The sequence below is a fragment of the Raineyella fluvialis genome, from assembly GCF_009646095.1.
Classification (GTDB): Bacteria; Actinomycetota; Actinomycetes; order Propionibacteriales; family Propionibacteriaceae; genus Raineyella; species Raineyella fluvialis.
This window is the reverse complement of record NZ_CP045725.1, coordinates 1,128,345-1,150,222: the sequence shown is the minus strand read 5'-3', so window position 1 is coordinate 1,150,222 and position 21,878 is coordinate 1,128,345. Positions and strand designations below refer to the sequence as shown.

General features: G+C 70.4%; 17 protein-coding genes and 3 pseudogenes. 7 read left to right on the top strand and 13 right to left on the bottom strand.

What is annotated here, in order from left to right; translation table 11 throughout:
* Nucleotides 1-81: 81 nt before the first annotated feature.
* The gene (locus Rai3103_RS05250; RefSeq protein ID WP_153571690.1) at nucleotides 82-711 is read right to left on the bottom strand and encodes a TetR/AcrR family transcriptional regulator; all 630 of its coding nucleotides are present in this window, start codon (nucleotides 709-711) and stop codon (nucleotides 82-84) included.
* A 97-nt stretch (nucleotides 712-808) separates the two neighbouring features.
* On the opposite strand from Rai3103_RS05250, the pseudogene Rai3103_RS05245 reads away from it, so the two are divergent.
* The 3 genes and pseudogenes from Rai3103_RS05245 to Rai3103_RS05235 all read left to right on the top strand — a co-directional run bounded on the left by Rai3103_RS05245 (nucleotide 809) and on the right by Rai3103_RS05235 (nucleotide 4,668).
* Nucleotides 809-2,094 (top strand): annotated as a pseudogene (locus tag Rai3103_RS05245) (alpha-amylase family protein).
* A gap of 285 nt (nucleotides 2,095-2,379) precedes the next feature.
* Nucleotides 2,380-3,633: a UDP-galactopyranose mutase gene (gene glf, locus Rai3103_RS05240; RefSeq protein ID WP_153571689.1), complete on the top strand. Its 1,254-nt coding sequence runs from the start codon at nucleotides 2,380-2,382 to the stop codon at nucleotides 3,631-3,633.
* Entirely contained in the window at nucleotides 3,634-4,668 is a 1,035-nt protein-coding gene (locus tag Rai3103_RS05235; protein WP_153571688.1) for a glycosyltransferase family 2 protein, read from the top strand.
* A gap of 43 nt (nucleotides 4,669-4,711) precedes the next feature.
* On the opposite strand, the gene Rai3103_RS05230 is transcribed toward Rai3103_RS05235, so the two are convergent.
* The 3 genes from Rai3103_RS05230 to Rai3103_RS05220 form a co-directional block, all read right to left on the bottom strand.
* Nucleotides 4,712-5,608, bottom strand: coding sequence for a DMT family protein (locus tag Rai3103_RS05230; RefSeq protein ID WP_153571687.1), 897 nt, complete (start codon nucleotides 5,606-5,608; stop codon nucleotides 4,712-4,714).
* Between the two features lie 68 nt (nucleotides 5,609-5,676).
* Complete coding sequence (locus Rai3103_RS05225; protein WP_228489188.1) at nucleotides 5,677-7,485, bottom strand: ATP-binding cassette domain-containing protein; 1,809 nt, start codon at nucleotides 7,483-7,485, stop codon at nucleotides 5,677-5,679.
* Nucleotides 7,486-7,629: 144 nt separating this feature from the next.
* The gene (locus Rai3103_RS05220; protein ID WP_153571686.1) at nucleotides 7,630-8,259 is read right to left on the bottom strand and encodes a hypothetical protein; all 630 of its coding nucleotides are present in this window, start codon (nucleotides 8,257-8,259) and stop codon (nucleotides 7,630-7,632) included.
* A 123-nt stretch (nucleotides 8,260-8,382) separates the two neighbouring features.
* On the opposite strand from Rai3103_RS05220, the gene Rai3103_RS05215 reads away from it, so the two are divergent.
* Both Rai3103_RS05215 and Rai3103_RS05210 read left to right on the top strand, forming a co-directional pair.
* A complete protein-coding gene (locus tag Rai3103_RS05215; protein ID WP_153571685.1) occupies nucleotides 8,383-9,324 on the top strand; it encodes an aldo/keto reductase in 942 nt (313 codons plus the stop codon).
* Nucleotides 9,325-9,386: 62 nt separating this feature from the next.
* Nucleotides 9,387-10,712, top strand: coding sequence for an MFS transporter (locus Rai3103_RS05210; protein WP_153571684.1), 1,326 nt, complete (start codon nucleotides 9,387-9,389; stop codon nucleotides 10,710-10,712).
* Between the two features lie 28 nt (nucleotides 10,713-10,740).
* Here the strand turns inward: Rai3103_RS05210 and Rai3103_RS05205 are convergent, their stop codons facing one another.
* Nucleotides 10,741-11,172: a DinB family protein gene (locus Rai3103_RS05205; RefSeq protein ID WP_194793278.1), complete on the bottom strand. Its 432-nt coding sequence runs from the start codon at nucleotides 11,170-11,172 to the stop codon at nucleotides 10,741-10,743.
* 460 nt (nucleotides 11,173-11,632) lie between these two features.
* On the opposite strand from Rai3103_RS05205, the gene Rai3103_RS05200 reads away from it, so the two are divergent.
* Nucleotides 11,633-12,304 carry a DedA family protein gene (locus Rai3103_RS05200; protein WP_153571682.1) on the top strand — a complete coding sequence of 224 codons (672 nt, stop codon included), beginning with the start codon at nucleotides 11,633-11,635 and terminating at the stop codon, nucleotides 12,302-12,304.
* Nucleotides 12,305-12,377: 73 nt separating this feature from the next.
* Here Rai3103_RS05200 and Rai3103_RS05195 read toward each other — a convergent pair whose 3' ends face one another.
* Nucleotides 12,378-13,025, bottom strand: coding sequence for a DUF1345 domain-containing protein (locus Rai3103_RS05195; protein ID WP_228489187.1), 648 nt, complete (start codon nucleotides 13,023-13,025; stop codon nucleotides 12,378-12,380).
* Nucleotides 13,026-13,187: 162 nt separating this feature from the next.
* Between Rai3103_RS05195 and Rai3103_RS05190 the strand changes: the two genes are divergently transcribed.
* Complete coding sequence (locus Rai3103_RS05190) at nucleotides 13,188-14,195, top strand: DUF808 domain-containing protein (RefSeq protein ID WP_153571681.1); 1,008 nt, start codon at nucleotides 13,188-13,190, stop codon at nucleotides 14,193-14,195.
* A 23-nt stretch (nucleotides 14,196-14,218) separates the two neighbouring features.
* Here Rai3103_RS05190 and Rai3103_RS05185 read toward each other — a convergent pair whose 3' ends face one another.
* The 7 genes and pseudogenes from Rai3103_RS05185 to Rai3103_RS05160 all read right to left on the bottom strand — a co-directional run bounded on the left by Rai3103_RS05185 (nucleotide 14,219) and on the right by Rai3103_RS05160 (nucleotide 21,864).
* On the bottom strand, nucleotides 14,219-16,426 hold the full coding sequence (locus Rai3103_RS05185; protein ID WP_153573616.1) for a heavy metal translocating P-type ATPase: 2,208 nt from the start codon (nucleotides 16,424-16,426) through the stop codon (nucleotides 14,219-14,221).
* 162 nt (nucleotides 16,427-16,588) lie between these two features.
* Nucleotides 16,589-16,804: a heavy-metal-associated domain-containing protein gene (locus tag Rai3103_RS05180; protein ID WP_153571680.1), complete on the bottom strand. Its 216-nt coding sequence runs from the start codon at nucleotides 16,802-16,804 to the stop codon at nucleotides 16,589-16,591.
* A 277-nt stretch (nucleotides 16,805-17,081) separates the two neighbouring features.
* Nucleotides 17,082-18,307: pseudogene (locus Rai3103_RS05175) on the bottom strand (UxaA family hydrolase).
* Nucleotides 18,304-18,666: a UxaA family hydrolase gene (locus tag Rai3103_RS17550; protein WP_228489186.1), complete on the bottom strand. Its 363-nt coding sequence runs from the start codon at nucleotides 18,664-18,666 to the stop codon at nucleotides 18,304-18,306. Before Rai3103_RS17550 ends, Rai3103_RS05175 begins: the two are co-directional and overlap by 4 nt.
* Before the next feature lie 11 nt (nucleotides 18,667-18,677).
* On the bottom strand, nucleotides 18,678-19,802 hold the full coding sequence (locus Rai3103_RS05170) for a sugar kinase (protein ID WP_153571679.1): 1,125 nt from the start codon (nucleotides 19,800-19,802) through the stop codon (nucleotides 18,678-18,680).
* 10 nt (nucleotides 19,803-19,812) lie between these two features.
* Nucleotides 19,813-20,435: pseudogene (gene eda / locus Rai3103_RS05165) on the bottom strand (bifunctional 4-hydroxy-2-oxoglutarate aldolase/2-dehydro-3-deoxy-phosphogluconate aldolase).
* Between the two features lies 1 nt (nucleotide 20,436).
* Nucleotides 20,437-21,864 (bottom strand): glycoside-pentoside-hexuronide (GPH):cation symporter, encoded by a 1,428-nt coding sequence (locus Rai3103_RS05160; RefSeq protein ID WP_153571678.1) that lies wholly within the window; start codon nucleotides 21,862-21,864, stop codon nucleotides 20,437-20,439.
* Nucleotides 21,865-21,878: the final 14 nt, after the last annotated feature.

Sequence of the window (21,878 nt, the reverse complement as noted above, 5' to 3'; positions counted from 1 at the left end):
GCCGTACGTCCATGCCGTCCGACGTGGGCGGGTGGAGGCGTACGTCGATGTGGCCGTGCCTCCGGGGGCGTGGCGGTGCGGTCAGCGTCCCCAGTCGCCCAGGGCGCCCTGCAGGGCGCCGAGTGCCGCCTCGATCAACGGCCAGCGCTCCTCCTCACGGCAGCCGCCGGCGATCCAGTGTGCGCAGGCACCGTCGAGGAAGCCCAGGAAGCCCCAAAGGGCGTACTCGTGGCGATCCCACGGACTCGGCACCAGCATCTGGCGAAGGGCCTCGACGGTCGCCAGGCGGGCTTCCCGGCGGACCGCGAGGGCCTGCGGAGGTTCCGTGCCGCCCTCGAGGAACCCGCGCGCCCCCGGCGTGCCGTCGGCCACGTGGTCGAGCGCGATCCCGAGGGAGGTGGTCACGCGGTCACGCGCCGAGGTGTTGGGGGGTAGGGCAGCGACAGCGGCGGCCTGTTGGCGGGCGAGTTCCGCCAGGGAGGCACGGACGACTTCGGCGTACAGGGCGGCCTTTGTGCCGAAGTAGCGGAAGACGAGGGCCTCAGAGGCGCCCGCCGCGGTGGCGACGGCGACGACAGAGACGTCGGCGTACGGTGCCGCGGCGAAGAGCCCGTCGGCGGCAGCGAGGATCTCTCCGCGCCGGGTGTCGGCGTCGAGACGCTGCCGTGGGACGCGGTCCGTCCGTGTGGTGCGGTCGTTGTCTGGGGTCACGTTTTCATCCTAGTCCACTAGTGAGTTAGGCTCACTATAGTTACTGAGGGCAACTCAGTAGTACCCAGCAGCACCGACTCGGCCGGAAGGAAATCCCGTGTCTCTCCTCGACTCCGCCATCTGGTGGCACGTCTACCCCTCGGCGCCCTCGGTGCCCCGATCCGCGGCGACCGCCCCGGCGAGGTGGTCCATCGACTGCCGGCGTTGGAGGCCTGGCTCGACCACGTCGTCGCCCTGGGGTGCTCCGGACTGCTGCTCGGCCCGGTCTTCGCCTCCGACACGCATGGCTACGACACCCTCGACCACTTCGCCATCGACCCCCGTCTCGGGGACGAGGCCGATCTCGACCACTTCCTCGCTGCGGCCGCCGGTCGCGGGCTCGCCGTGGTGCTCGACGGGGTGTTCAACCATGTCGGGCGCCGTCACCCCTGGGTCGAGCAGGCCTTGGCGAAGGGCCCGGAGAGCGAGACCGCCAACCTGGTCCGGATCGACTGGCACGACGACGGGCAGGGTCACCGCTGGGGCGTCCCGGGGACCTGGGAGGGCCACGGGGACCTCGTCCCTCTCAACCATGACGACCCGCGGGTGGCCGATGCCGTGGCCGCGATCATGCTGCACTGGCTACGGCGCGGCATCGCCGGCTGGCGACTCGACGTGGCCTACTCCGTCCCGCCGGCCTTCTGGCGTACGGTCCTGGCCCGGGTGCGGGCGGAATTCCCCGAGGCGCTGTTCATCGGGGAGGTCATCCACGGCGACTACGCCGCCATCGCGGCCGCTGGCAGCCTGGACTCCATCACCGGCTACGAGTTGTGGAAGGCGACCTGGAGCTCGCTGCGCGATCGCAACTTCTGGGAACTGGCCTGGGCGCTCGAGCGGCACGACGGGTTCTCCCGCGACGTCGTCCTGCAGACCTTCGTGGGCAACCATGACGTGGATCGGATCGCCTCCACGGTCGGCGACGACGGTGCCGCCCTCGCCCTGGCGATCCTGATGACCACTCCGGGCATGCCCAGCGTGTACTACGGCGATGAGGAGGCGTTCCGCGGGACCCGGGGCAGTGGCCCGGGCGCCGATGATCCGCTGCGTCCGCCGCTGCCCGATTCCCCGGAGCAGCTCGCGCCCTTCGGTGGCTGGATGCGCCGGTTGCACCAGGACCTGATCGGCTTCCGGCGACGCCACCCGTGGCTGGTCCGGTCCCGACTGCGCGTGGTCGGGAAGGACTGCACCTGGATCACGTACGAGTCGACCGGTCCCGAAGGCCAGGTCGTCCGTGTCGAGATCACCCTCGACCCCCGGCCGACCCTGCGGATCGTCGCCACCGAGCCGGGCCAGGGGGCATCCGCGGACGAGGAGTACCGGTGGTCGAGCAGCCGGGTCGGCTGAGCGCGCCGGACGTACGGCCCGGAGGTGTCGGACCCGGAGGTGTCCGGAGGGTGAGCGCTGGATGACGACTCGGTGCCCGGAAGGTGACCTGACTCCTCGGGCCCTGGCCGGTCCGGCGGCAGTCCGCTGTGCGGTACGTCGGGGGTGCGTGTGACTCATGCCATCCCGATGCGGGAACCCGGGGGCGCGCCGACTAGCATCCCTGAACAGTGCCACGATGTCCCGGATGCCCAGCGGTGTCGCGGACCAGCCGATCGCTCCCGCAGCGGCCCGGTGGTGGCCCGGATGAGCGGTGAGGAAGGCAGGACTGTGGTCGAGACCGGTGGGGCCCTCGAGGGCCTGGATGTCGGGGCGTACGACGCCATCGTGGTCGGGGCGGGATTCGCGGGCACGACGATAGCCCGGGAGCTGGCCGAGCGGGGCGGCCGACGCGTCCTCGTCCTCGAGCAGCGCCCGCACATCGGCGGCAACGCGTACGACCATGTCGACGACGCGGGGGTGCTGGTGCACAAGTACGGCCCGCACATCTTCCACACCCGGGTGGAGCGGGTGTTCGACTACCTGTCCCGCTTCACCGAGTGGAACGGCTACTCCCACGAGGTCCTCGCGAACGTCTACGGCACCTTCATGCCCGTGCCGTTCAACAAGATCTCGATGCGGATGGCGTTCGGCGAGGAGCGCGGCAACGAGCTGATCGCCAAGATGGTCGCCCGCTACGGCGACGGCGCCAAGGTCTCGATCAACGAGCTGCGCGCCGAGGACGACCCCGACCTGGTCGAGGTCGCCGACTACGTCTACGAGAACGTCTTCCTGCACTACACGGTGAAGCAGTGGGGGACGACGCCCGACAAGATCGACGCCTCGGTCACCGCGCGGGTGCCGGTCTTCCTCTCCGAGGACTCCCGCTACTTCCAGGACCCGCACCAGGGCCTGCCGACCGACGGGTACACCGCGCTGATCGCCCGGATGCTCGACCACCCCGGCATCAGCGTCCGCACCGACGTCGATGCCCGTACGGTCCTCGACCTGACCACCCCCGGGGAGGTCCGGATCGGCGGGCAGACCTTCGGCGGCACCGTCATCTACACCGGCCCGCTCGACGAACTCTTCGACTGCCGCTTCGGCCGCCTGCCGTACCGCTCGCTCGACTTCGTCTTCGAGACCTACCCGCAGGACTACTTCCAGCAGCGCGGCACCATCAACTACACGGTCTCCGAGGACTTCACCCGGATCACCGAGTTCAAGTACCTCACCCGCCAGGAGCTGCCCGGGGTCACCACGATCGTGCGGGAGTACTCCAAGCCGTACGAGCCGGACGCGGGCATGGATCCGTACTACCCGGTCCTCGACGAGGAGCACCTCGCGCTGCACGGCAAGTACGTGGCACTGACCCGGGAGTTCGCCGACTTCCACCCGATCGGGCGGCTCGCCGAGTACCGCTACTACAACATGGACGCGACCGTGGCCAACGCCCTGGAACTGTCCGACCGGCTGCTCGCCGACGCACCGGCCACCACGACCAGCCCCGAGGAGGACTGAATGACCGCCGAGCATCGTCCGACGCTCACCATCGCGATCCCCTGCTACAACTCCGCCGACTACATGGACCACTGCGTCGAGTCCATGCTGGTCGGTGCGAAGGACCTGGAGATCATCATCGTCGACGACGGGTCGACGAAGGACGACACCGCGGCCAAGGCCGACGAGTGGGCCCGGCGCCACCCCGACACCATCAAGGTCGTCCACCAGCCCAACAAGGGCCATGGCGGTGCGGTCAACGCCGGCCTCGCGGCGGCCACCGGGCACTACTTCCGGGTCGTCGACTCCGACGACTGGCTCGACAAGGACGCGCTGGGGCTGCTGCTCACCAAGCTCCGCGGCTTCATCGCCTCGGACAACCCGGCGGACCTCATCGTCACCAACTACGTCTACGAGCACGTCGCCACCGGTAACCGCCGGGTGATCCGCTACCGCGGGCCGTTGCCGACGAACAAGCAGATCACCTGGGACCGCACCCGCCTCTTCGGGCGCGGGCAGAACATCCTCATGCACGCCGCGACGTACCGTACGCAGGTCCTGCGTGACAGCGGGCTGAAGCTTCCCGAGCACACCTTCTACGTCGACAACATCTTCGTCTACGTGCCGCTGCCGCTGGTGAAGACGCTGTACTACCTTCCGGTCGATCTCTACCACTACTTCATCGGCCGCGACGACCAGTCGGTCAACGAGCCGATCATGGTCGGCCGGCTCGACCAGCAGATGCGGATCACCGCGGTGATGGTGGAGGCGCACAAGCTTCCCGACGACATCCCGAACCCGAAGCTGGCCCGGTACATGGAGAACTACCTGGCCCTGATCGTGGCGGCGTCGTCGATCTTCTCGGTGATCAAGGGGGGCGACGGGCTGGTCATGCGCCGGGCGATGTGGGAGCACATCGACTCCGTCGACCCGAACCTCCGCGCCCGTCTCGGGCGGCACTCCGTGGTCCTCGGCACCAACCTCGCGGGACCCTTTGGGCGACGGCTGTCGCTCTTCGGCTATCGCCTGGCGCAGCGGCTGTACCACTTCAACTGATCGTCGCGGGACCCGGTTCGGCAGGTCCGCAAGGGACGAGCCCTCAGTGCAGCAGGGGGCGTTCGTCCCAGGACTTGTCGAGCCGGGTCAGCACCACCACGCCGGCGACCGCCAGGGCCGCGAAGAGCGCCATCAGGCCACCGGTGAGGTTGTCCAGCAGCCGGCCCTCACCGAGGACGGCGATGCCGTACGTCACGGCGATCACCGGGCTGGTGATGGTCGTCGACCCGACCACGATCTCGCTCGGTCCGGTGGCGAAGCCCTGCTGGATCATCCAGCCCGCCGTCGAACTGCCGATCACCAGCGCCGCCAGGATCCCGATCAGCAGGGGTGAGTGCCACCACTGCGTGTGGCGGATGAAGTCGATCAGCGACTTCACCAGGGCCGCCTCGAGCCCGTACAGCATTGCGCCGCCGGAGGACCAGAGCAGACACCGCCAGTGCTTCGGACCTCGGGCGCCGAGCAGGCCGAAGGCCAGCGTGAGCAGGTAGACCACCGCCGCACCGACCGCCACCCGCACCCCGTTGAGGTCCGACTGGGGGACGGCGTGCAGGGCGCTGAGCACCGTGAACGCGGCCGTGGCGCCCACGGTGAGGAGCACCGCCAGCCCGACCCGGCGACGGATCCGTTGCCGGTGCAGCCGCGCCTGGATGAGGATCGACCACGGGAACGCGAGCAGCCCGACGGGCTGGACGACGCTCACCGGAGCCATCGAGAGGGCGATCACCTGCAGGAGGGCGGAGACCCCGAGGAGGCCTGCCCCCGCGAGCCAGCGCCGCGAGCGGATCGTGCTGAGGAAGGCTCGGAAGCCGAGGGGCGCCTTCTCCTCGTTGCGCCGGACCTTACGCTTGATCGCCCGGTGCTGGAACGAGGCCGACAGGGCGTAGCAGAACGAACCGAAGACGACCAGCGTGATCGCGAGGGTGGTGTTCTGGCCCACAGTGCTGGTCCTTCGGTCGAGGGGTGGCAGGGTCACTGCCGTGGTGCGACAGCCATGTTTCCACCAACCTACGGCCGAGGCGGCCTCCGACCCGGGGTGGGGTCGGTGTTCCGGGGACAGTGGGGGCACCTCCCGGACCGTCTAGGCACTGAGTGCCAGCTCCTCTCCCGTCCACGTCGCCCGTAGCCTGCGGTCGTGGCTCGCCACCACCACCGCCCCCGGGTAGTCCGGGATCGCCGCCTCCAGTTGCGTTGCCAGCAGCAGCGAGAAGTGGTTCGTCGGTTCGTCGAGCAGGAGCACGTCGGGGGCTGGGCGAGCAGGATTGCGAGGTCCAGCCGCCGTCGCTGGCCCACGCTGAGGCTGCCCACCGGCCGCTCCTCGTCCCGGCCCGCCACCAGGCCGAAACGGCTCAGTGGCGTACGCTCCGCGCGCTCGACCCCGACGGCGTCCCGATAGGTGTCGGCGACCGTACGGGACGGCTCGCGGGCCGCGACGTCCTGTCCGAGCATCCCGACCGACAGCCGGCCGAGACGGGTGAGTGTCCCAGTGGCCGCCTCGAGCCGACCAGCGAGGAGCGAGAGCAGTGTCGACTTGCCGCAGCCGTTCGGGCCGGTGACCAGTAGTCGGGTGTCAGCGCCGAGCGCGACGGAAGTCGGCGCCAGGCGGCCCGGGATCGCCACCTCGGTCGCGACGAGCAGCGGCCCGGGCGTACGCATCCGTGCCGAGGGCGTGCCCGTCAGGCCGCGGAACCGCAGATCGGCCGGCGGCTTGCGGACCTGGGCCGCCTCCAGCGCGGCCAGCGCGGCGGAGGCGTCGTTGACCCGGCGGGACACGACGGTGGCGTTGCGATCGGCGTAGAACTTCTTCGACGCCCGCGCCTCCGTGCGCGGCCCACGGCCCGGATGCCCGACCGCATGGTCGTCGCGGGCTCGGCGCCGCAGCCGGTCGAGTTCGTCCTGCTCCTCGCGGTACTGCCGCTCCCAGCGGTCGCGGGCGGCCTCGCGGTGCTGCCGGTAGGCGGTGAACGTCCCGGAGAACCTGGTCACGCCGAACCCCGAGCCGGGGGAGTCCCGGTCGTGGCGTACGGCGGCGTGGGCCAGCGGTGCGGGATCCAGGTCGAGCAGCAGGGTTGCCACCTCGTCCAGGAAGGCCCGGTCGTGGCTCGCCATGAGCACCGGCCCGGACCAGCCGGCGAGCAACTCGGTGAGGAGCGCGACGGCCGCGTCGTCGAGGTGGTTGGTGGGTTCGTCGAGCAGGAGGGTGTCCGGCCGGCGGATGAGCAGCCAGGCCAGTGACAGTCGGCTCACCTGGCCTCCGGACAGGCTGTCGGCGCGCCGGTCGGGCGCGATGCCGCCGAGCCCCAGACCGTGGACGAGCCGGTCGACCAGATGATCGACCGTCCATGCCTGGCGCGCCTCGGCTTCCCGGAGGGCTGCCTCGAAGCGGTCGGCGGCCCCACTGGCCGCCCCCGCGCCCGCCACCACCTCCGGGTGGGCCATCACCTCCGGGTGGGCCATCGCCTCCCCCTCCGCCTCGACCCGGCGGACCACCTCGCGCAGGGGCGCCGTCGCATCCCGCAGCGCCTCCCCGACAGTGAGCGTGAGCGGGAAGGGCGGCTGCTGGTGGTACAGCGCCACGGTGCCGGGGGCGCTCACCGTGCCCGCGTCGGGCTGGTCGAGACCGGCCACGATCCGCAGCAGGGTGGACTTGCCCGACCCGTTCTCGCCGATCAGGCAGGCACGGCTCCCGGCCGGGACGACGAACGACACATCGGTGAGCACCCGGCGGTCAGGGAACGAGCGGGAGACCCCCTCGACGCGCAGGTGGTCGGCGCCCGAGGCGGTGGAGGGCGAGAAAGGGGTGAGTGCTGAGGACATGAGGGATCCAGGAGTGGTGAAGGGTTCCCACCGGGCAGACGCCTCGGACGTGGGACCGGCACGATCCTCAGGACAGCATGCGGTGATGCTACCACCGCCCCCGCGCGACCGCCTCGCCCTACTGCCCTGCCGCCGGGGTCGCCGTCACTGGCGTACGGGACGCAGCGAGTCCAACGCCGCCCGGACCACGGGGTGCGGGCACAGGGGCTCCACCAGGACCAGATCGTGCATCCGCGGTGCCGACTGGCGCTGGTACACGTCGAGGAATCCCGTCATCGCGGCGGTGAGGAAGGCCGTGCTGCACGGCTGCCAGCCGCTGTCCGCCAGGCGAGGGAGCCAGCCCTCGCGCAACTCGTCCCACTCGTGCTGCTGGATGTCGAGGCAGTCGGCATTGAATACGACGGTCTCGAGCACCTCATCGTCGCGGATGATCGGAGCGGCGAGCGCCACGATGGGCTGGTCCCGGTCCCATTCCGCAACCCGGCCGGGATCGTCGAAGACCAGTCGGGCGCACCGCGCCTCGATCTCCCTGGCCGGTTCCAGCGTCACGTCGGCGACCAGCGTCTCGGGGCGGCGCGCCACCAGGAGTTGGTCGAGCAGATCGAGGTCGGTGGTCCCACTGGGAAAAACGCCTGCTGGCAGCGGCCGCGGATGGAGGGTCGACCGGCGCGCGGCGAGCTCGCCCATGGTCGTGGCGATCTCGGCGAACGGCCGGAGCTCCCGGGCCCACAGGTGGGCCTCGGCCACCGTGTCCGTCCAGGTGAACTCGATCATGCTGCCCCTCCTCGTGTCTCCAGTGTGCCGTCCCGCACCAGCTCTGTCGCGCCTTCCGGTGCCGTACGGCGGCGACGTGTCGTACGTGCTTGAATCCTGAAGCAGGTGTGGCAAGGTGAGGACATGGCAAGCATCCCGACGCTCGAGACCGAGATCTTCCCGCTCAATCTCGGCGGCAACACGTTCGGCTGGACCTCCGACCGGGTGGGATCCGAGGCCGTCCTCGATGCCTTCGTGACCGCCGGCGGCAACTTCATCGACACCGCCGACTCCTACTCCGCCTGGGTCCCGGGCAACCGGGGCGGCGAGTCCGAGGAGATCATCGGCGACTGGATGGCCGCCCGCGGTAACCGCGACGACCTGGTCATCGCCACCAAGGTCGGTGCCCTCCAGGGCCGCAAGGGACTGGCCCCCGACAACGTACGAGCGGCTGTCGACGACTCGCTGCGCCGGCTGCGGACCGACCGGATCGACCTCTACTACGCCCACTACGACGACACCGAGCGGCCGATCGAGGAGATCGCGGCCACGTTCGACGCGCTGGTCCGGGACGGCCGGATCCGGGCGATCGGGATGTCCAACATCACCCCTGAGCGGATGCGCGCCTGGCTTGACGCGGCCGCGGCCGAGGGGCTCACCGCCCCTGTCGCCCTCCAGCCGGAGTACAACCTCGTCGCCCGCCATCGCTACGAGACCGGCTACGCGCCGATCGCCGCCTCCGCGGGCCTGGCCGTGTTCCCGTACTACGCGTTGGCCTCCGGCTTCCTCTCCGGCAAGTACCGCACCCCGGAGGACCTCCAGCGGTCGGTCCGCGGACGGCGGGCCGAGGGACACCTGAACGCCGACGGCCTGGGCGTCGTGGATGCCCTCGTCGCCGTCGCCGAGGAGCACGGCGTGGCACCGGCCACCGTCGCTCTGGCCTGGCTGCTCGCCAAGGGGGTCACGGCGCCGATCGCCTCGGCCCGGACGACCCAGCAGCTCCCCGACCTGGTGGCTGCGGCCGCCCTCACCCTCACCCAGGAGCAGGTCGCCGCGCTCGACAAGGCCTCCGCCCCCTTCGCCTGACCGTCCGCGGACGACCGCCCGTACGATGGGAGGCCTCCGGGCCCACCGTACGGAGCCGAACCATGCACACCCCGAGCCGGGCCTTCGCCCTGCTGCTGGTCAACACCTTCATCGCCAACCTCACCACGAACTTCCTGTGGTTCGCCGCCACCTTCTGGGTCTATCTGGAGACCCGGTCGGTGCTCGCCACCTCGATCATGGGTGGCGCGTACATGCTGCTCGTCGCCGTGGTGGCGGTGCCCTTCGGCATGCTGGTCGACCGTCTCCGCAAAAAGTCGGTGATGGTCGCCAGCCAGGTCCTGACCGCGGTGTCCTTCGCCGCGGCTCTGGTCTGCTACCACGTCTTCCCGCACGACCGCCTGCTCACCATCGGTGCCGTCCCGTTCTGGATCTTCGTGGCGGCCGTGCTGTTCGGGGGCATCGCCGAGAGCGCCCGTGAGATCGCGCTGCCGACGACGGTCACGCTGCTCGTGCCGGTCGAGGGCCGGGCGAAGGCGAACGGTCGGGTCGGCATCGTCAACGGGCTCAGCTTCGCCGTCACCTCCGTCTTCAGTGGCCTCGCGTTGGGCCTCATCGGCATGGGCTGGACGATCGTGGTCGCGGTGGTGCTCTCGGTGCTCTCGCTGGGACACCTGGTGACGATCGCCGTCCCGGAGCCCGCGGTCCAGCACGCCGCGACGGCGCCACGGCCGGTCGCCCTCGGCGCCGCGGCCCGCACGGTCGTCGCCATCCCGGGTCTGCTCGCCCTGATCATCTTCTCGACCTTCAACAACCTCGTCGGCGGCGTCTTCCTGGCCCTGCTGGATCCGTACGGTCTGACGTTGATGTCGGTCGAGGCGTGGGGCCTGCTCTGGGGCGTGGTGAGCTTCGGGTTCATCATCGGCGGGGCGGTGGTGGCCACCGTCGGCCTCGGCCGCAAGCCGCTGCGCCTGCTGCTGTTCGGCGATGTCGTCATCCAGCTGATCGGCCTGCTCTTCACCCTCCGCGAGTCGGTCGCGCTGCTCGCCGCGGGCCTGCTCCTCTACATGGCCGTCATCCCGGTCGTGGAGGCGGCCGAACAGACGACGCTGCAACGGGTGGTGCCGTACGGCCTGCAGGGCCGGGTCTTCGGCTTCGCGCAGGCCGTGGAAACGGCGGCCGCGCCGCTGACCGCCTTCCTCATCGGTCCCCTCGCCCAGTACGGGCTGATCCCGTACATGGCGTCCGATCCAGGCCGGCGGGCCTTCGGATGGTTGGTCGGTGCGGGCGAGGCCCGGGGCATCGCCCTGGTCTTCATCGGTGCGTCGTCCATCGGCCTGCTGGTCACCGGCCTGGCGTTCGCCTCCCGGTCCTACCAGGTGCTCTCGGCGGAGTACGCGGCCGGCGCCACCGAGCCCGGGACCGGCTGAGCGCGTCGATCAGCGCCGTACGGGTCGATCAGCGTTCGGCGTCGGCCAGGTGGTGCTGCACCTCATGCAGCCAGTAGTCCGCCAGCGTCGCGATGGTGAACCTCTTGCCGTCCTCGCGGACGCCCTGTCGGTGCCACGCGTCCTCCTCGAGTGAGGCGAAGAGCTCCGCGGCCCGGTGTGCGGCCGTCTCGTAGTCGGACGCGACCGACCGGGGATCCCGGGCGTTGTAGTCGCCCTCGACAGCGGCCACCTCACCGTCCCAGCCCTCGAGGGTCGGCACGTCCTCCGACCGCATCCGCTCGACCCGGACGGTGAACACCCGGTTGATGTCCAGCACATGGCAGCAGTACTCCAGCCGCGACCAGACGTCGGGTTCGGGCCGGACGGCGACATCGGGCAGCTCCAGCACCGCCTGCCAGCGCTCCACCGAGTCGCGCAGCCGACGGGCGACGCCGCTCAACGGACGGATGGGAACGAAGCCGCACTGTGGGCATCCCTGGGCGCTCGGCACCGTCCAGTCGGTCGTGTCGGGGCGGGACGGTGTGCTGTGTGCCGGCTGGTGAGAGATTTCCACGGCCCAATCGTAGGTTTGTTCCCGTCCTGGGGCCAGATCGGTGTCCGCCGCGCTCTCAGGGCTGGGGCTCCCTGCGGAACGCCCTGCCGGGAGCGGTCATCCTCGGGGTCGATGATTGTGCGCGGTCTTCTCCGAGAGCACGGCCGCCGTGGTTCCGTTCAGGCGCCGAGGTGCCATTCTCCTGCCGCGCGTCGGCGCCCGGCGGGTGACTGCAACTGCCGCGTGTGCCTACAACGGCGGCGGACGATCGCGCCTTGCGTGGACTCTCAGCGGCAGCCGACTATGGTCGGAGGACTACGTACGACCGGTGGTGCCGTTCGCCGGTCCTCCCGACCTCTTGGATGCCATGTCGTTCATCACGTTCCTCCATTCCATCCCGCCGGTGGCCGTCTACGCCCTGATCGGGCTGCTGGTGGGGATCGAGAGCATCGGCGTGCCGGTGCCCGGCGAGACGGCCCTCATCGCGGGGTCGTTGATGAGTTCTCGCAGCGAGCTGCACATCTCGCCGATCTGGGTGGCGCTCGCCGCCTTCGCCGGCGCCGTGATCGGCGACTCGATCGGTTACTCGGTCGGACGCCACTTCGGGCCTGCCCTGCTCGATCGCTTGGCCGTACGGTTCCCGCGTCACGTCTCTGCCGACCGGATCCTCTACGCCGAGCACCTCTTCGCCCGTTACGGCGTGGGGACGGTCTTCCTGGGCCGGTTCATCGCGCTGTTGCGGATGTTCGCTGGCCCCCTGGCCGGGGCGCTCAAGCTGACCTACCCGAGGTTCCTGATGGCGAACGCGTCCGGGGCCGCCTGCTGGGCGGGGGGCATCACCCTCCTGGTGCACTTCCTCGGCATGGCCGCGGAGCGGTACGTGAAGGACGCCAGTTGGGGGCTGTTCGGGGTCGCGGCGATCGTGTCCCTGGTGGTCGGCCGGTTGATAGGGCGCACCTTCGAACGCCGCGTCGAGGCCTACGCCGCGGAGCGCCGGGCGGCGGAGGTCGATCCCGAGGGTCCGGCGGAAGCCCTCTGACAACAGCCCGGCGCACCCGGCGGCACCCGGCCGCTGGTCCCGGACGCTCAGGTGTTCGAGGCGTGCGAGTCGCTCAGGCGTTCGAGGCGATGGAGGCGACCAGGTTCACGGTCGACGCCAGCACCACCGCACCGAGCAGGTAGCTCAACAGGCCATGACGCAGGATGGTGTGCCGGATCGCCTTCGAGGTGATGTCGGTGTCACTGACCTGGTACGTCATCCCCACCGTGAACGTCAGGTACGCGAAGTCCTGGTAGTCGGGGTCCTCGTCCTGGTTGAAGCCGATGCCGCCGCCGTTCTCGTAGTACAGGCGCGCGTAGCGCATGGTGAACAAGGTGTGGACGAGCAGCCAGGAGGAGATCACGCACAGCACGCCCAGTCCCGTCTCGGCAATGGCGGACGACCCCTTCTGGGAGCCGGCGGCCAGCAGTACGGCGACTCCGACCAAGCTGGCGAGGGCGGCGATCAGCAGGATCACGTCGGTGGTCCCACGACCGGCGTCCTCCGCCGTGGAGTGGGAGCGGGTCTGCTCGGCGTCCATCGGGGCGATGGTGGCCCAGGTCCAGCCGCAGTAGACCAGGGCGGTCACGATCCACCCCGCAACGGGGGAGGCCTCGGACCGCCAGGTCATGGTGACGATCACGCCGGTCACGATGCCCAGGACGGCGGCGACCACCAGCCTGACCAGCACACGCCGGTGGAACGGTCGGGTCGTTGCCACGGTGTCTCCTCTTCTCGAGGGCCCTTTCGGCCAGACTGACAGAGTGGGCCGGGGAGCACGCGCGAACCGGGAGTGTCACAGCCGGCTGCTAGGTTTCCCTCACACGCGTCCGCCACCAGCGGTACGCCCGCCCACCACGGACCGTACTCCCGGGAGGAACCCATGGCCGGAGGACTCGCCGCCCTGCTGGACGACGTGGCGATGATCGCCAAGGCGGCCAGCGCGACCAGCACCAAGACGGTCGGGGTGGTGGTCGACGACACGGCCGTGGCCCCGCAGTACGTCGCCGGCATCCACCCCAGCCGTGAGTTGCCGGTCGTCTGGCGGATCGGACGGGGTTCCCTGCTGAACAAGGCGATCCTGATCGCCGTCCTGCTCGTCCTCGACCGCTTCCTGCCCGTCGTCCTGACACCGCTGCTGATGCTCGGTGGTCTCTACCTCTCCTTCGAGGGGGCCGAGAAGGTTCTCGAGGCCTTTCGCGGCGGCCACGGCGAGGATGGACCGTCCGGCCCGGCGGTCGAACGGGGCGCGGATTCGGAGAAGGCCCTGATCCGCGGTGCCGTACGCACCGACTTCATCCTCTCCGCGGAGATCATGGTGATCTCCCTGGCCGGGGTCAACGCCGGCCAGGGAGCCGGGATGGGGCTGGTGCCCAAGATGTTGACCCTCGCGGTCGTCGGCGTGGTGCTGACGGTGCTCGTGTATGGCGTGGTCGCGCTGATCGTGAAGATGGACGATATGGGCCTGGCGCTGAAGGAGCGCGAGCGGCCCGCTACCCAGCGGATCGGTGCTGCGCTGGTCCGCGCCATGCCGACCGTGCTGTCGGTGCTGTCGACGGTGGGGATCGCCGCGATGCTGTGGGTCGGGGGGCACATCCTGATCTCCGGCGCCAACACCTTGGGCTGGCATGCGCCGGCCGACCTCCTGCACCACCTCGCCGCGCCTGCCCACGAGGTGCCCGGGGTGGGCGGCTTCCTGGCCTGGCTGATCGACACCCTGGGCTCGGGCGTGGTGGCGCTGGTGATCGGTGGGGTGCTGACGAGCATCGCGCACCTGCTGCCGTTCCGCCGCCATGACGCCCACGAGTCGGCGGAAGCCCGCACGTCGGCGCAGACCGAGGGGCCGGCCCGGACCCCCAAGGAGGACGGTCCCCGGCAGAGGGACGCCTGAGCCCCCCTCTGCCGGTGCGGTCCTCAGCGGAGGTCGGACCGGAAGCCGCGGAGCCGCAGGCTGTTGCTCACCACGAAGACGCTGGAGAAGGCCATCGCCGCCCCGGCGATCATCGGGTTGAGCAGGCCGGTCGCCGCCAGTGGGATGGCGAGCACGTTGTAGGCGAAGGCCCAGAACAGGTTCCCCTTGATCGTCCCCAGCGTGCGGCGCGACAACCGGATGGCGTCGGCCGCCACCCGCAGGTCTCCGCGCACCAGGGTCAGGTCGGCCGCCTCGATCGCCACGTCGGTCCCGGTGCCCATCGCGAGCCCCAGATCGGCCCGGGCGAGGGCAGCCGCGTCGTTCACGCCGTCCCCGACCATCGCCACCACCCGACCCTCGGCCTGGAGTTCGGTGACGACCCGGACCTTGTCCTGCGGCAGCACCTCGGCGATCACCCGGTCGATGCCCACCTCGGCGGCGACACGTTCCGCGACCGTCCGGTTGTCGCCGGTGAGCAGCACCGGCGTCAGTCCGAGCCGGCGGAAACGGGCGATGGCCTCCGCACTGGTCGGCTTGACGGCGTCGGCAACGGTGATGACGCCACGCGCCTCCCCGTCCCAGGCGACGAGCACGGCCGTCCGGCCGCCCGACTCGGCCTCAGACCGGGCCGCAGCCAGGTCGTCTGAGAGTGTGATCCCGTGGTCCGCCAGGAGCGTCGCCCGACCCACGAGCACGTCGTGGCCGTTGACGCAGCCCCGGACCCCGCGGCCCTCGAGGTTGGCGAAGTCGGCCACGGCCGGCAGGACACCGACGCGCTCCTGGGCCCCGGCGGCGATCGCGCGGGCGATCGGGTGCTCGGAGGCTTCCTCGACCGCGCCACCCAGACGCAGCACCTCCTCGAGCGAAGTGCCGTCGGCGGCGTACGTGTCCATCAGGGTCATCGTGCCCGTGGTCACCGTGCCGGTCTTGTCCAGCACGATGGTGTCGACCTTGCGGGTCGACTCGAGCACCTCGGGGCCCTTGATCAGGATGCCGAGCTGGGCGCCGCGACCGGTGCCGACGAGCAGGCCGGTCGGGGTGGCCAGGCCGAGGGCACACGGGCAGGCGACGATCAGCACCGCCACGGCGGCCGTGAACGCCTCGGTCATCGGGTACTCGAGGGCGATCCAGGTGCCCAGGGTGGCGAGGGCGACCACGATGACGATGGGGACGAAGATGCCGGACACCCTGTCGGCCAGCCGCTGGATCTCCGCCTTGCCCGACTGGGCGTCCTCCACCAGCTTCGCGATCTGCGCCAGCCGGGTGTCGGCGCCGATCCGGGTGGCGCGGACGACGAGCCGGCCGCCGGCATTGACCGTGGCGCCGGTGACGGCATCCTCGGGGCCGACCTCGACGGGCACCGACTCGCCGGTCAGCATCGACGCGTCGACGGCGGAGGTGCCGGTCACGACAACACCGTCGGTGGCGATCTTCTCACCGGGGCGTACGACGAACTCGTCGCCGACGCGCAACTCGTCGACCGGGATCCGGACCTCGGTGCCGCCGCGCAGCACCGCGACGTCCTTGGCGCCGAGGTCGAGCAGGGCACGCAGCGCGGCGCCGGCCCGGCGCTTCGAGCGCTTCTCGAAGTAGCGGCCCAGCAGGATGAACATCACCACGCCCGAGGCGACCTCGAGGTAGATGTTCGCCGCTCCGTCGCTCGGCCCGACGGTCAGTTCGAACGGATGCTTCATCCCGGTCATCCCGGCGGTGCCGAAGAACAGGGCGTAGAGCGACCAGAGGTAGGCCGCGCCGGTTCCCATCGAGACGAGCGTGTCCATCGTCGCCGCACCGTGGCGCAGGTTGGTCCAGGCGGCGCGGTGGAACGGCCACGCGGCCCACACGATCACCGGGGAGGCGAGGGTGAGCGACAGCCACTGCCAGTTGTCGAACTGGAGGGCCGGCACCATCGCCAGCAGGATCACCGGCACGGACAGGAGCGCGGCGCCGATGAGGCGGCCGCGCAGGGTCCGCAGCTCGAGCTCCTGGCGGTCGGGGGTGTCATCGTCGCGGTCGGCGGTGGTCGGCTCGACCTTCGGCAGGGCGGCCGTGTAGCCGGCCTCGGCCACCGTCTCAAGGAGCAGCCCGGGGTCGTACCCCTCGGGGATGGTCACGTGGGCCTTCTCGGTGGCGTAGTTCACCGAGGCGGTGATGCCCTCGAGCTTGTTGAGCTTGCGTTCGATCCGGTTGGCGCAGGAGGCACACGTCATGCCACCGATCTCGAGCTCGATATCGGTGACGTGGCCGGGAGCCGCGAGGATGGCGCTCCGGTCGACCTGGGTCGTGGACACGGTGGGCTTCTTCCTGCCGAGGGTGGACGTAGGGGGACCGAGGGGCCGTGTGGCGGGCCGGCCCCACGGGGTGGTCGAGGTTCAGGCGGCGTCGACGACCTGGTAGCCGGCCTCCTCGACGGCGGCGGTGACGGCGGCCGGATCGATCGGGGCAGCGCTGGTGATGACCAGGCGGCCGGTGCTGTGGCTGACCTCGACGGACTCGACGCCGGGGATCTCGCCGACCTCCTCGCTCACCGACATCTCGCAGTGGTGGCAGGTCATGCCGGAGACCTGGTACTCGGTCGTGGTCGACATCGCGATGTCCTTTCCTGGGCGTACGCCCGACGAGTGCTGAAGTACTACGGCGGTAGTACCCTGGCGGAGTACCCCGCAGGGGTATCCGTCGACAGCAATGACTATATACCCGTGGGGGGTATGCCGGGCTTGCCAGGGGCAGCTGATCGGGGGAGACGGGTGTCGTCCCCCGAGGTCGCCCCCGGAGAACGACGAACGGAGGAAGCCGCCGTGTGGGCGGGCCTCCTCCGTACGCTGATGGATCGTCAGGATGCCGACGGTCCGAGTCGTGGCGGCGTCAGGTCACCGCACCGACATGCCACGGGACGAATTCGTTCTCCCCGTAGCCGAGTTCCTCGCTCCTGGTCGGCCGGCCCGACGCGGCGTCGAGGATCGCGTCGTAGATCCGCAGCCCCATCTCCTCGACGGAGACGCCCTGCTCGAGGACGACGCCGCAGTCCAGGTCCATGTCGTCGCTCATCCGCCGGTAGAGGTCGGAGTTGGTGGCGAGCTTGAGCGTGGGAGCGGGTCGGGTCCCGATCGCTGAGCCGCGACCGGTGGTGAAGCAGACCAGGGTGCAGCCGCCGGCGATCAACCCGGTCACCGACACCGGGTCATAGCCAGGGGTGTCCATGAAAGTGAAGCCCCGGGTGGTGATCGGCTCGGCGTAGCGCTGGACGGCGCGCAGCGGGGAATGCCCGCTCTTGGCCACGGAGCCCAGCGACTTCTCCAGGATGGTGGTGATGCCGCCGGCCTTGTTGCCGGGGGAGGGGTTGTTGTCCATCGTCCCGCCGCCGTCGGCCGCGGTGTACGACTCCCACCAGCCGATGATGTCCAGCAGTTCCTGCGCCACCTCCGGTCGCTCCGCCCGGCGGATCAGCAGGTCCTCCGCTCCGTACACCTCGGGGGTCTCGGCCAGCACCGTACGGCCCCCTGGGCGACGATGAGGTCCGAGGCATGGCCGAGGGCCGGGTTGGCCGTGACCGCGGACCAGGCGTCGGAGCCACCGCAGTTGAGGCCGACGACGAGCTCACCGACCGGGACGTCCTCGCGTGAGACGTCGGCCACCTGGGGCGCCATCTCCCGGATCGCCGCCAGTCCCCGGGCGACGGCGGCCTTGGTGCCGCCCTCGTCCTGGATCGTGAAGGAGACCAACGGGACCGCGGGGCGCAGCGGGAGGCCGTCCAGCAGCCCCTCCAGCTGGTTCATCTCGCAGCCGAGGCCGATCAGCACCACGCCACCCACGTTCGGGTGCGTGGCGTACCCGGCGAGGGTGCGGCGCAGCATCGCCAGTCCCTCACCCTGGCCGACATGTCCACAGCCCTGGTCGTGGGTGACCGCGACGACACCGTCGATGGTGGGGTACTCCTCCAGCAATCCGGAGGCTTCCGCGCGGGTGGCGATCGCCTTGCACACCGTCGCCGAACAGTTCACCGAACTGACGATCGCGATGTGGTTGCGGGTGGCCACCGAGCCGTCACTGCGCCGGATCCCGCGGAACGTGCGCCGCCTCGGCAGTCTCATCGCCCCCTCGGCGACGCCGTGGGCGTGCTCGATCGCGCTCGCGTCGCCCCCACCGCGCTGTCGGCGCTCTCGTCGAGGACATGGTCGGAGAAAGCCAGGTTGTGCGAGTGGACATGCTCTCCGGCTCGGATGTCCTGTGTCGCCCGGCCGATCACGTGGGCGTACTTGCGGACCTGCCGGCCCACCGCCACGTCGGCGAGGGCGACCTTGTGGCCCCGGGGCACATCGTCGAGCACGGTGAGGGTGTGCCCCGGGGTGGTCTCGATGGTCTCGCCGGCGGCCAGGTCGCGCACGGCCACGGCCACGGTGTCGGTGTGATCGAGCAGGTGCAGCGCGTGGCTGGTCGGCAGGCTGGTCATCGTCCGGCCCCTCACCGGTCGACCCGGGCGCCGCCACCGCCGGCGAGTTTGAGCACCTCACGGCGGCTCGCCATGGACGTGTCGCCGGGGGTGGTCATCGCCAGCGCGCCGTGGGCGGCGCCGTACTCGACGGCCGTGGCGAGACCCTCCCCGTTGAGCAGGCCGTAGACCAGCCCGGAGGCGAAGGAGTCCCCGCCGCCGACCCGGTCGAAGATCTCGAGCCCCTCGCGCTGGGTGGCCTGGACCAGACCGGTCCCGCGGCTCCAGGCGATGGCGCTCCAGTCGTTCACGGTGGCCGTGCGTACGCCGCGCAGGGTCGTCGCGATGACGCCGAAGTTGGGGTACTCGGCGGCCACCCGGTCGATCATCGCCGCGAAGTGATCGACCTGCAGGTCGGTCAGCCCCGCCGACGCGCCCTCGACCTCGAAGCCGAGGGAGGCCGTGAAGTCCTCCTCGTTGCCGATCATCACGTCGACGTGGCGGGCCAGTTCCCGGTTGACCTCCTGGGCGCGGGCCTGCCCGCCGATCGCCTTCCACAGGCTGGGGCGGTAGTTGAGGTCGTACGACACGACCGTGCCGTGGCGGTGCGCGGCCTCCAGCGCGGCCTTCGCCGTCCGGGCGGCGGTTTCGGAGAGGGCCGCGTAGATGCCGCCGGTGTGCAGCCATCGCACGCCGAGGTCGCCGAACAGGTGGTCCCAGTCGACGTCCTCGGCCCGCAGTTGGGCGATCGCGGTGTTGCCGCGGTCGGAGATCCCGACGGCACCGCGGACGCCGAAGCCGCGTTCGGTGAAGTTGAGGCCGTTGCGGACCGTACGGCCCACTCCGTCACCCTCCACCCAGTGGATGAGCGAGGTGTCGACACCGCCCGCCATCATCAGGTCCTCGACCAGGTGGCCGATCTCGTTGTCCACCAGGGCGGTGATCGCGCCGGTGCGCAGGCCGAAGACCTTGCGCAGGCCCCGGACGACGTTGTACTCACCGCCGCCCTCCCAGGCGCGGAAGGAACGGGTGGTCCGGATCCGCCCGTCGCCGGGATCCAGCCGGAGCATCACCTCCCCCAGGGACACGGCGTCGTAGCGGCACTCGGCGGCCGGACGGATGGTCAGCCGATCGGACGGCGTCAACTGGTCGATCATGGAGGTCTCCTCAGACGGTCACACAGGCGGCGTCGACCGCGGTGCGGGTGAGTCGGGTGATGGTCTCGAACTGGCCCTCGGCGATCGCCGCCGCCGGCACCATCCAGGAGCCGCCCACCGCGGGGATGCAGGGCAGGGCGAGGTAGTCGGCCAGGTTGTCCGGTCCGACACCGCCGGTCGGGATGAAGGACACCTGGGGGAACGGGGCGGACAGGGCCTTGATCGCTCGGTGCCCCCGTAGACCGAGGCGGGGAAGAACTTCACCGTGGTCAGCCCCAGGGCGAGGGCCGCGGTGATCTCGCTCGGCGTGGCGGTGCCGGGCAGGACGTCGAGGCCGAGCTCGAGGGCCCGCTCGACGACGGGGACGGACAGCCCGGGGCTGACGATGAAGGTCGCGCCGGCCGCCGCCGCGCGGTCGACCTGTCCCGGCTCGACGACCGTCCCGGCACCGACGACCAGGTCGCCGCGGGCGGCCATCGCCTCGAGGGAGGCGAGGGCGGCGTCCGTGCGGAAGGTCACCTCGGCGACGGGCAGACCGCCGTCGACCAGGGCCTGGCCGAGGTGGTGGGCCCGGGCGGCGTCGTGCAGGACGACGACCGGGACGATCCGGTGAGCGGTGATGTCGGTCAGCATGTCATTCCTCGATCGGGGTGGTGGGGGTGTCGGTGCCCTCGATGAACTCCTTGCCGGCCTCGCGGGAGTGGATCTCCGCGGCGATCTCGGCGTGGCGCTTGTCGGACAGCGGGTAGAGGAAGCCGAGGATCACGCCGGCCAGGGCGAGGGCGATGGCCGGGTAGCCGACCTGGAGGAAGCGGATGCCCGCCAGTGTCTGGGCGGTCTGCGCGACGTGCGGGTGGTAGCCGATCTGGGTCAGGCCGAAGCCCGCCAGGCCGCCGGCGATCGACTGGGCGATCTTGCGGGAGAAGTTGAAGGCGGAGTAGGTGATGCCCTCGCGGCGGGAGCCGGTGCGCCAGTGGCCGTAGTCGATGGCGTCGGAGACCAGCGCCCAGGTGATGCCGTTCGGCAGCGCGACGCCGATGAAGGCGAGGCTCAGCAGGACGGTGAAGGAGACCAGGTGGGTGGGTAGCAGCAGGTTCAGCGCGTCGGCGACCGCGGCGATCCCGAAGCCGAGGATTGCAGTGCGCTTCTTGCCGATCACCTGGGTGAGCCACGGCATCGAGAGGATGCCGATGATCGAGGCGCCGATGCTGATGAAGTTGACGTACGGCAGCAGGCGGACGTCGCCCAGGTAGTACTGGGTGTAGTAGACGATCATCGCGGTGGTGAGGTTGTACGCGGAGATCGAGAAGACGGTCATCAGGATGAGGACCAGCAGCGGCCGGTTCTGACCGATCGTGCGGAAGAATTCCTTGGCGGTGAGCTTCTCGTACGTCCGGGCGACGGGCACCCGCTCCCGGGTGAAGCCGGCGGTGACGCTGAAGCAGAGGACGCCGACCAGGGCCATCAGCCCCGCGGCGACTGCGAACCCGAGCCGCTGGTTGTCACCGAAGGCGAGCACGATCGGCATGAACGCGACGCCGGTGATCAGCAGGGCGCTGACCGATCCGGCCTGGCGGAAGGAGGCCAGCTGGGCGCGCTGCTCGCTGTCCTGGGTCATCACCGAGGCGAGGGAGCCGTACGGCACGTTGGTGAAGGAGTACAGCACGCCCCACGCCATGTAGGAGACGTACGCGTAGATGAGGTTCGTGCTGGCGTGGGCGCCGGGGGTGAAGAAGGTGAAGATCGTCAGGATCGCCAGCGCGATGGACGACTTGAGCATGATCGGGCGGAAGCGGCCGTGCTTGCCGATCCTCCTGCGGGTGTCGATGAAGGTCCCTGCGAGGGGGTCCATGAAGGCGTCGAAGACCTTCGTGAAGAGGAAGACACCGCCGGCGACGGCGCCGGGCAGTCCGGCGACATCGGTGTAGAACTTCAGCAGATAGGCCTGTCCGAGGTCGAACATGAACCCGTTGCCGAGGTCACCCATGCCGTAGGCGATCTTCTCCTTCAGGGAGAGTCGCACCTTGCCGATGGTGTTCATGGAGGTGGTTGTGGTGGCCATGTGTTCCGACTCCT

What these genes read in the sequence shown, in the direction of transcription:
- Rai3103_RS05180 (WP_153571680.1), bottom strand. Translation starts at nt 16,804, where the DNA reads ATGTCGACCACGACCGAGTACCAGGTCTCCGGCATGACCTGCCACCAC.
- Rai3103_RS05235 (WP_153571688.1), top strand. Translation starts at nt 3,634, where the DNA reads ATGACCGCCGAGCATCGTCCGACGCTCACCATCGCGATCCCCTGCTAC.
- glf (WP_153571689.1), top strand. Translation starts at nt 2,380, where the DNA reads ATGAGCGGTGAGGAAGGCAGGACTGTGGTCGAGACCGGTGGGGCCCTC.
- Rai3103_RS05190 (WP_153571681.1), top strand. Translation starts at nt 13,188, where the DNA reads ATGGCCGGAGGACTCGCCGCCCTGCTGGACGACGTGGCGATGATCGCC.
- Rai3103_RS17550 (WP_228489186.1), bottom strand. Translation starts at nt 18,666, where the DNA reads ATGACCAGCCTGCCGACCAGCCACGCGCTGCACCTGCTCGATCACACC.
- Rai3103_RS05170 (WP_153571679.1), bottom strand. Translation starts at nt 19,802, where the DNA reads ATGATCGACCAGTTGACGCCGTCCGATCGGCTGACCATCCGTCCGGCC.
- Rai3103_RS05210 (WP_153571684.1), top strand. Translation starts at nt 9,387, where the DNA reads ATGCACACCCCGAGCCGGGCCTTCGCCCTGCTGCTGGTCAACACCTTC.
- Rai3103_RS05185 (WP_153573616.1), bottom strand. Translation starts at nt 16,426, where the DNA reads ATGACGTGTGCCTCCTGCGCCAACCGGATCGAACGCAAGCTCAACAAG.
- Rai3103_RS05215 (WP_153571685.1), top strand. Translation starts at nt 8,383, where the DNA reads ATGGCAAGCATCCCGACGCTCGAGACCGAGATCTTCCCGCTCAATCTC.
- Rai3103_RS05220 (WP_153571686.1), bottom strand. Translation starts at nt 8,259, where the DNA reads ATGATCGAGTTCACCTGGACGGACACGGTGGCCGAGGCCCACCTGTGG.
- Rai3103_RS05200 (WP_153571682.1), top strand. Translation starts at nt 11,633, where the DNA reads ATGTCGTTCATCACGTTCCTCCATTCCATCCCGCCGGTGGCCGTCTAC.
- Rai3103_RS05225 (WP_228489188.1), bottom strand. Translation starts at nt 7,485, where the DNA reads ATGTCCTCAGCACTCACCCCTTTCTCGCCCTCCACCGCCTCGGGCGCC.
- Rai3103_RS05160 (WP_153571678.1), bottom strand. Translation starts at nt 21,864, where the DNA reads ATGGCCACCACAACCACCTCCATGAACACCATCGGCAAGGTGCGACTC.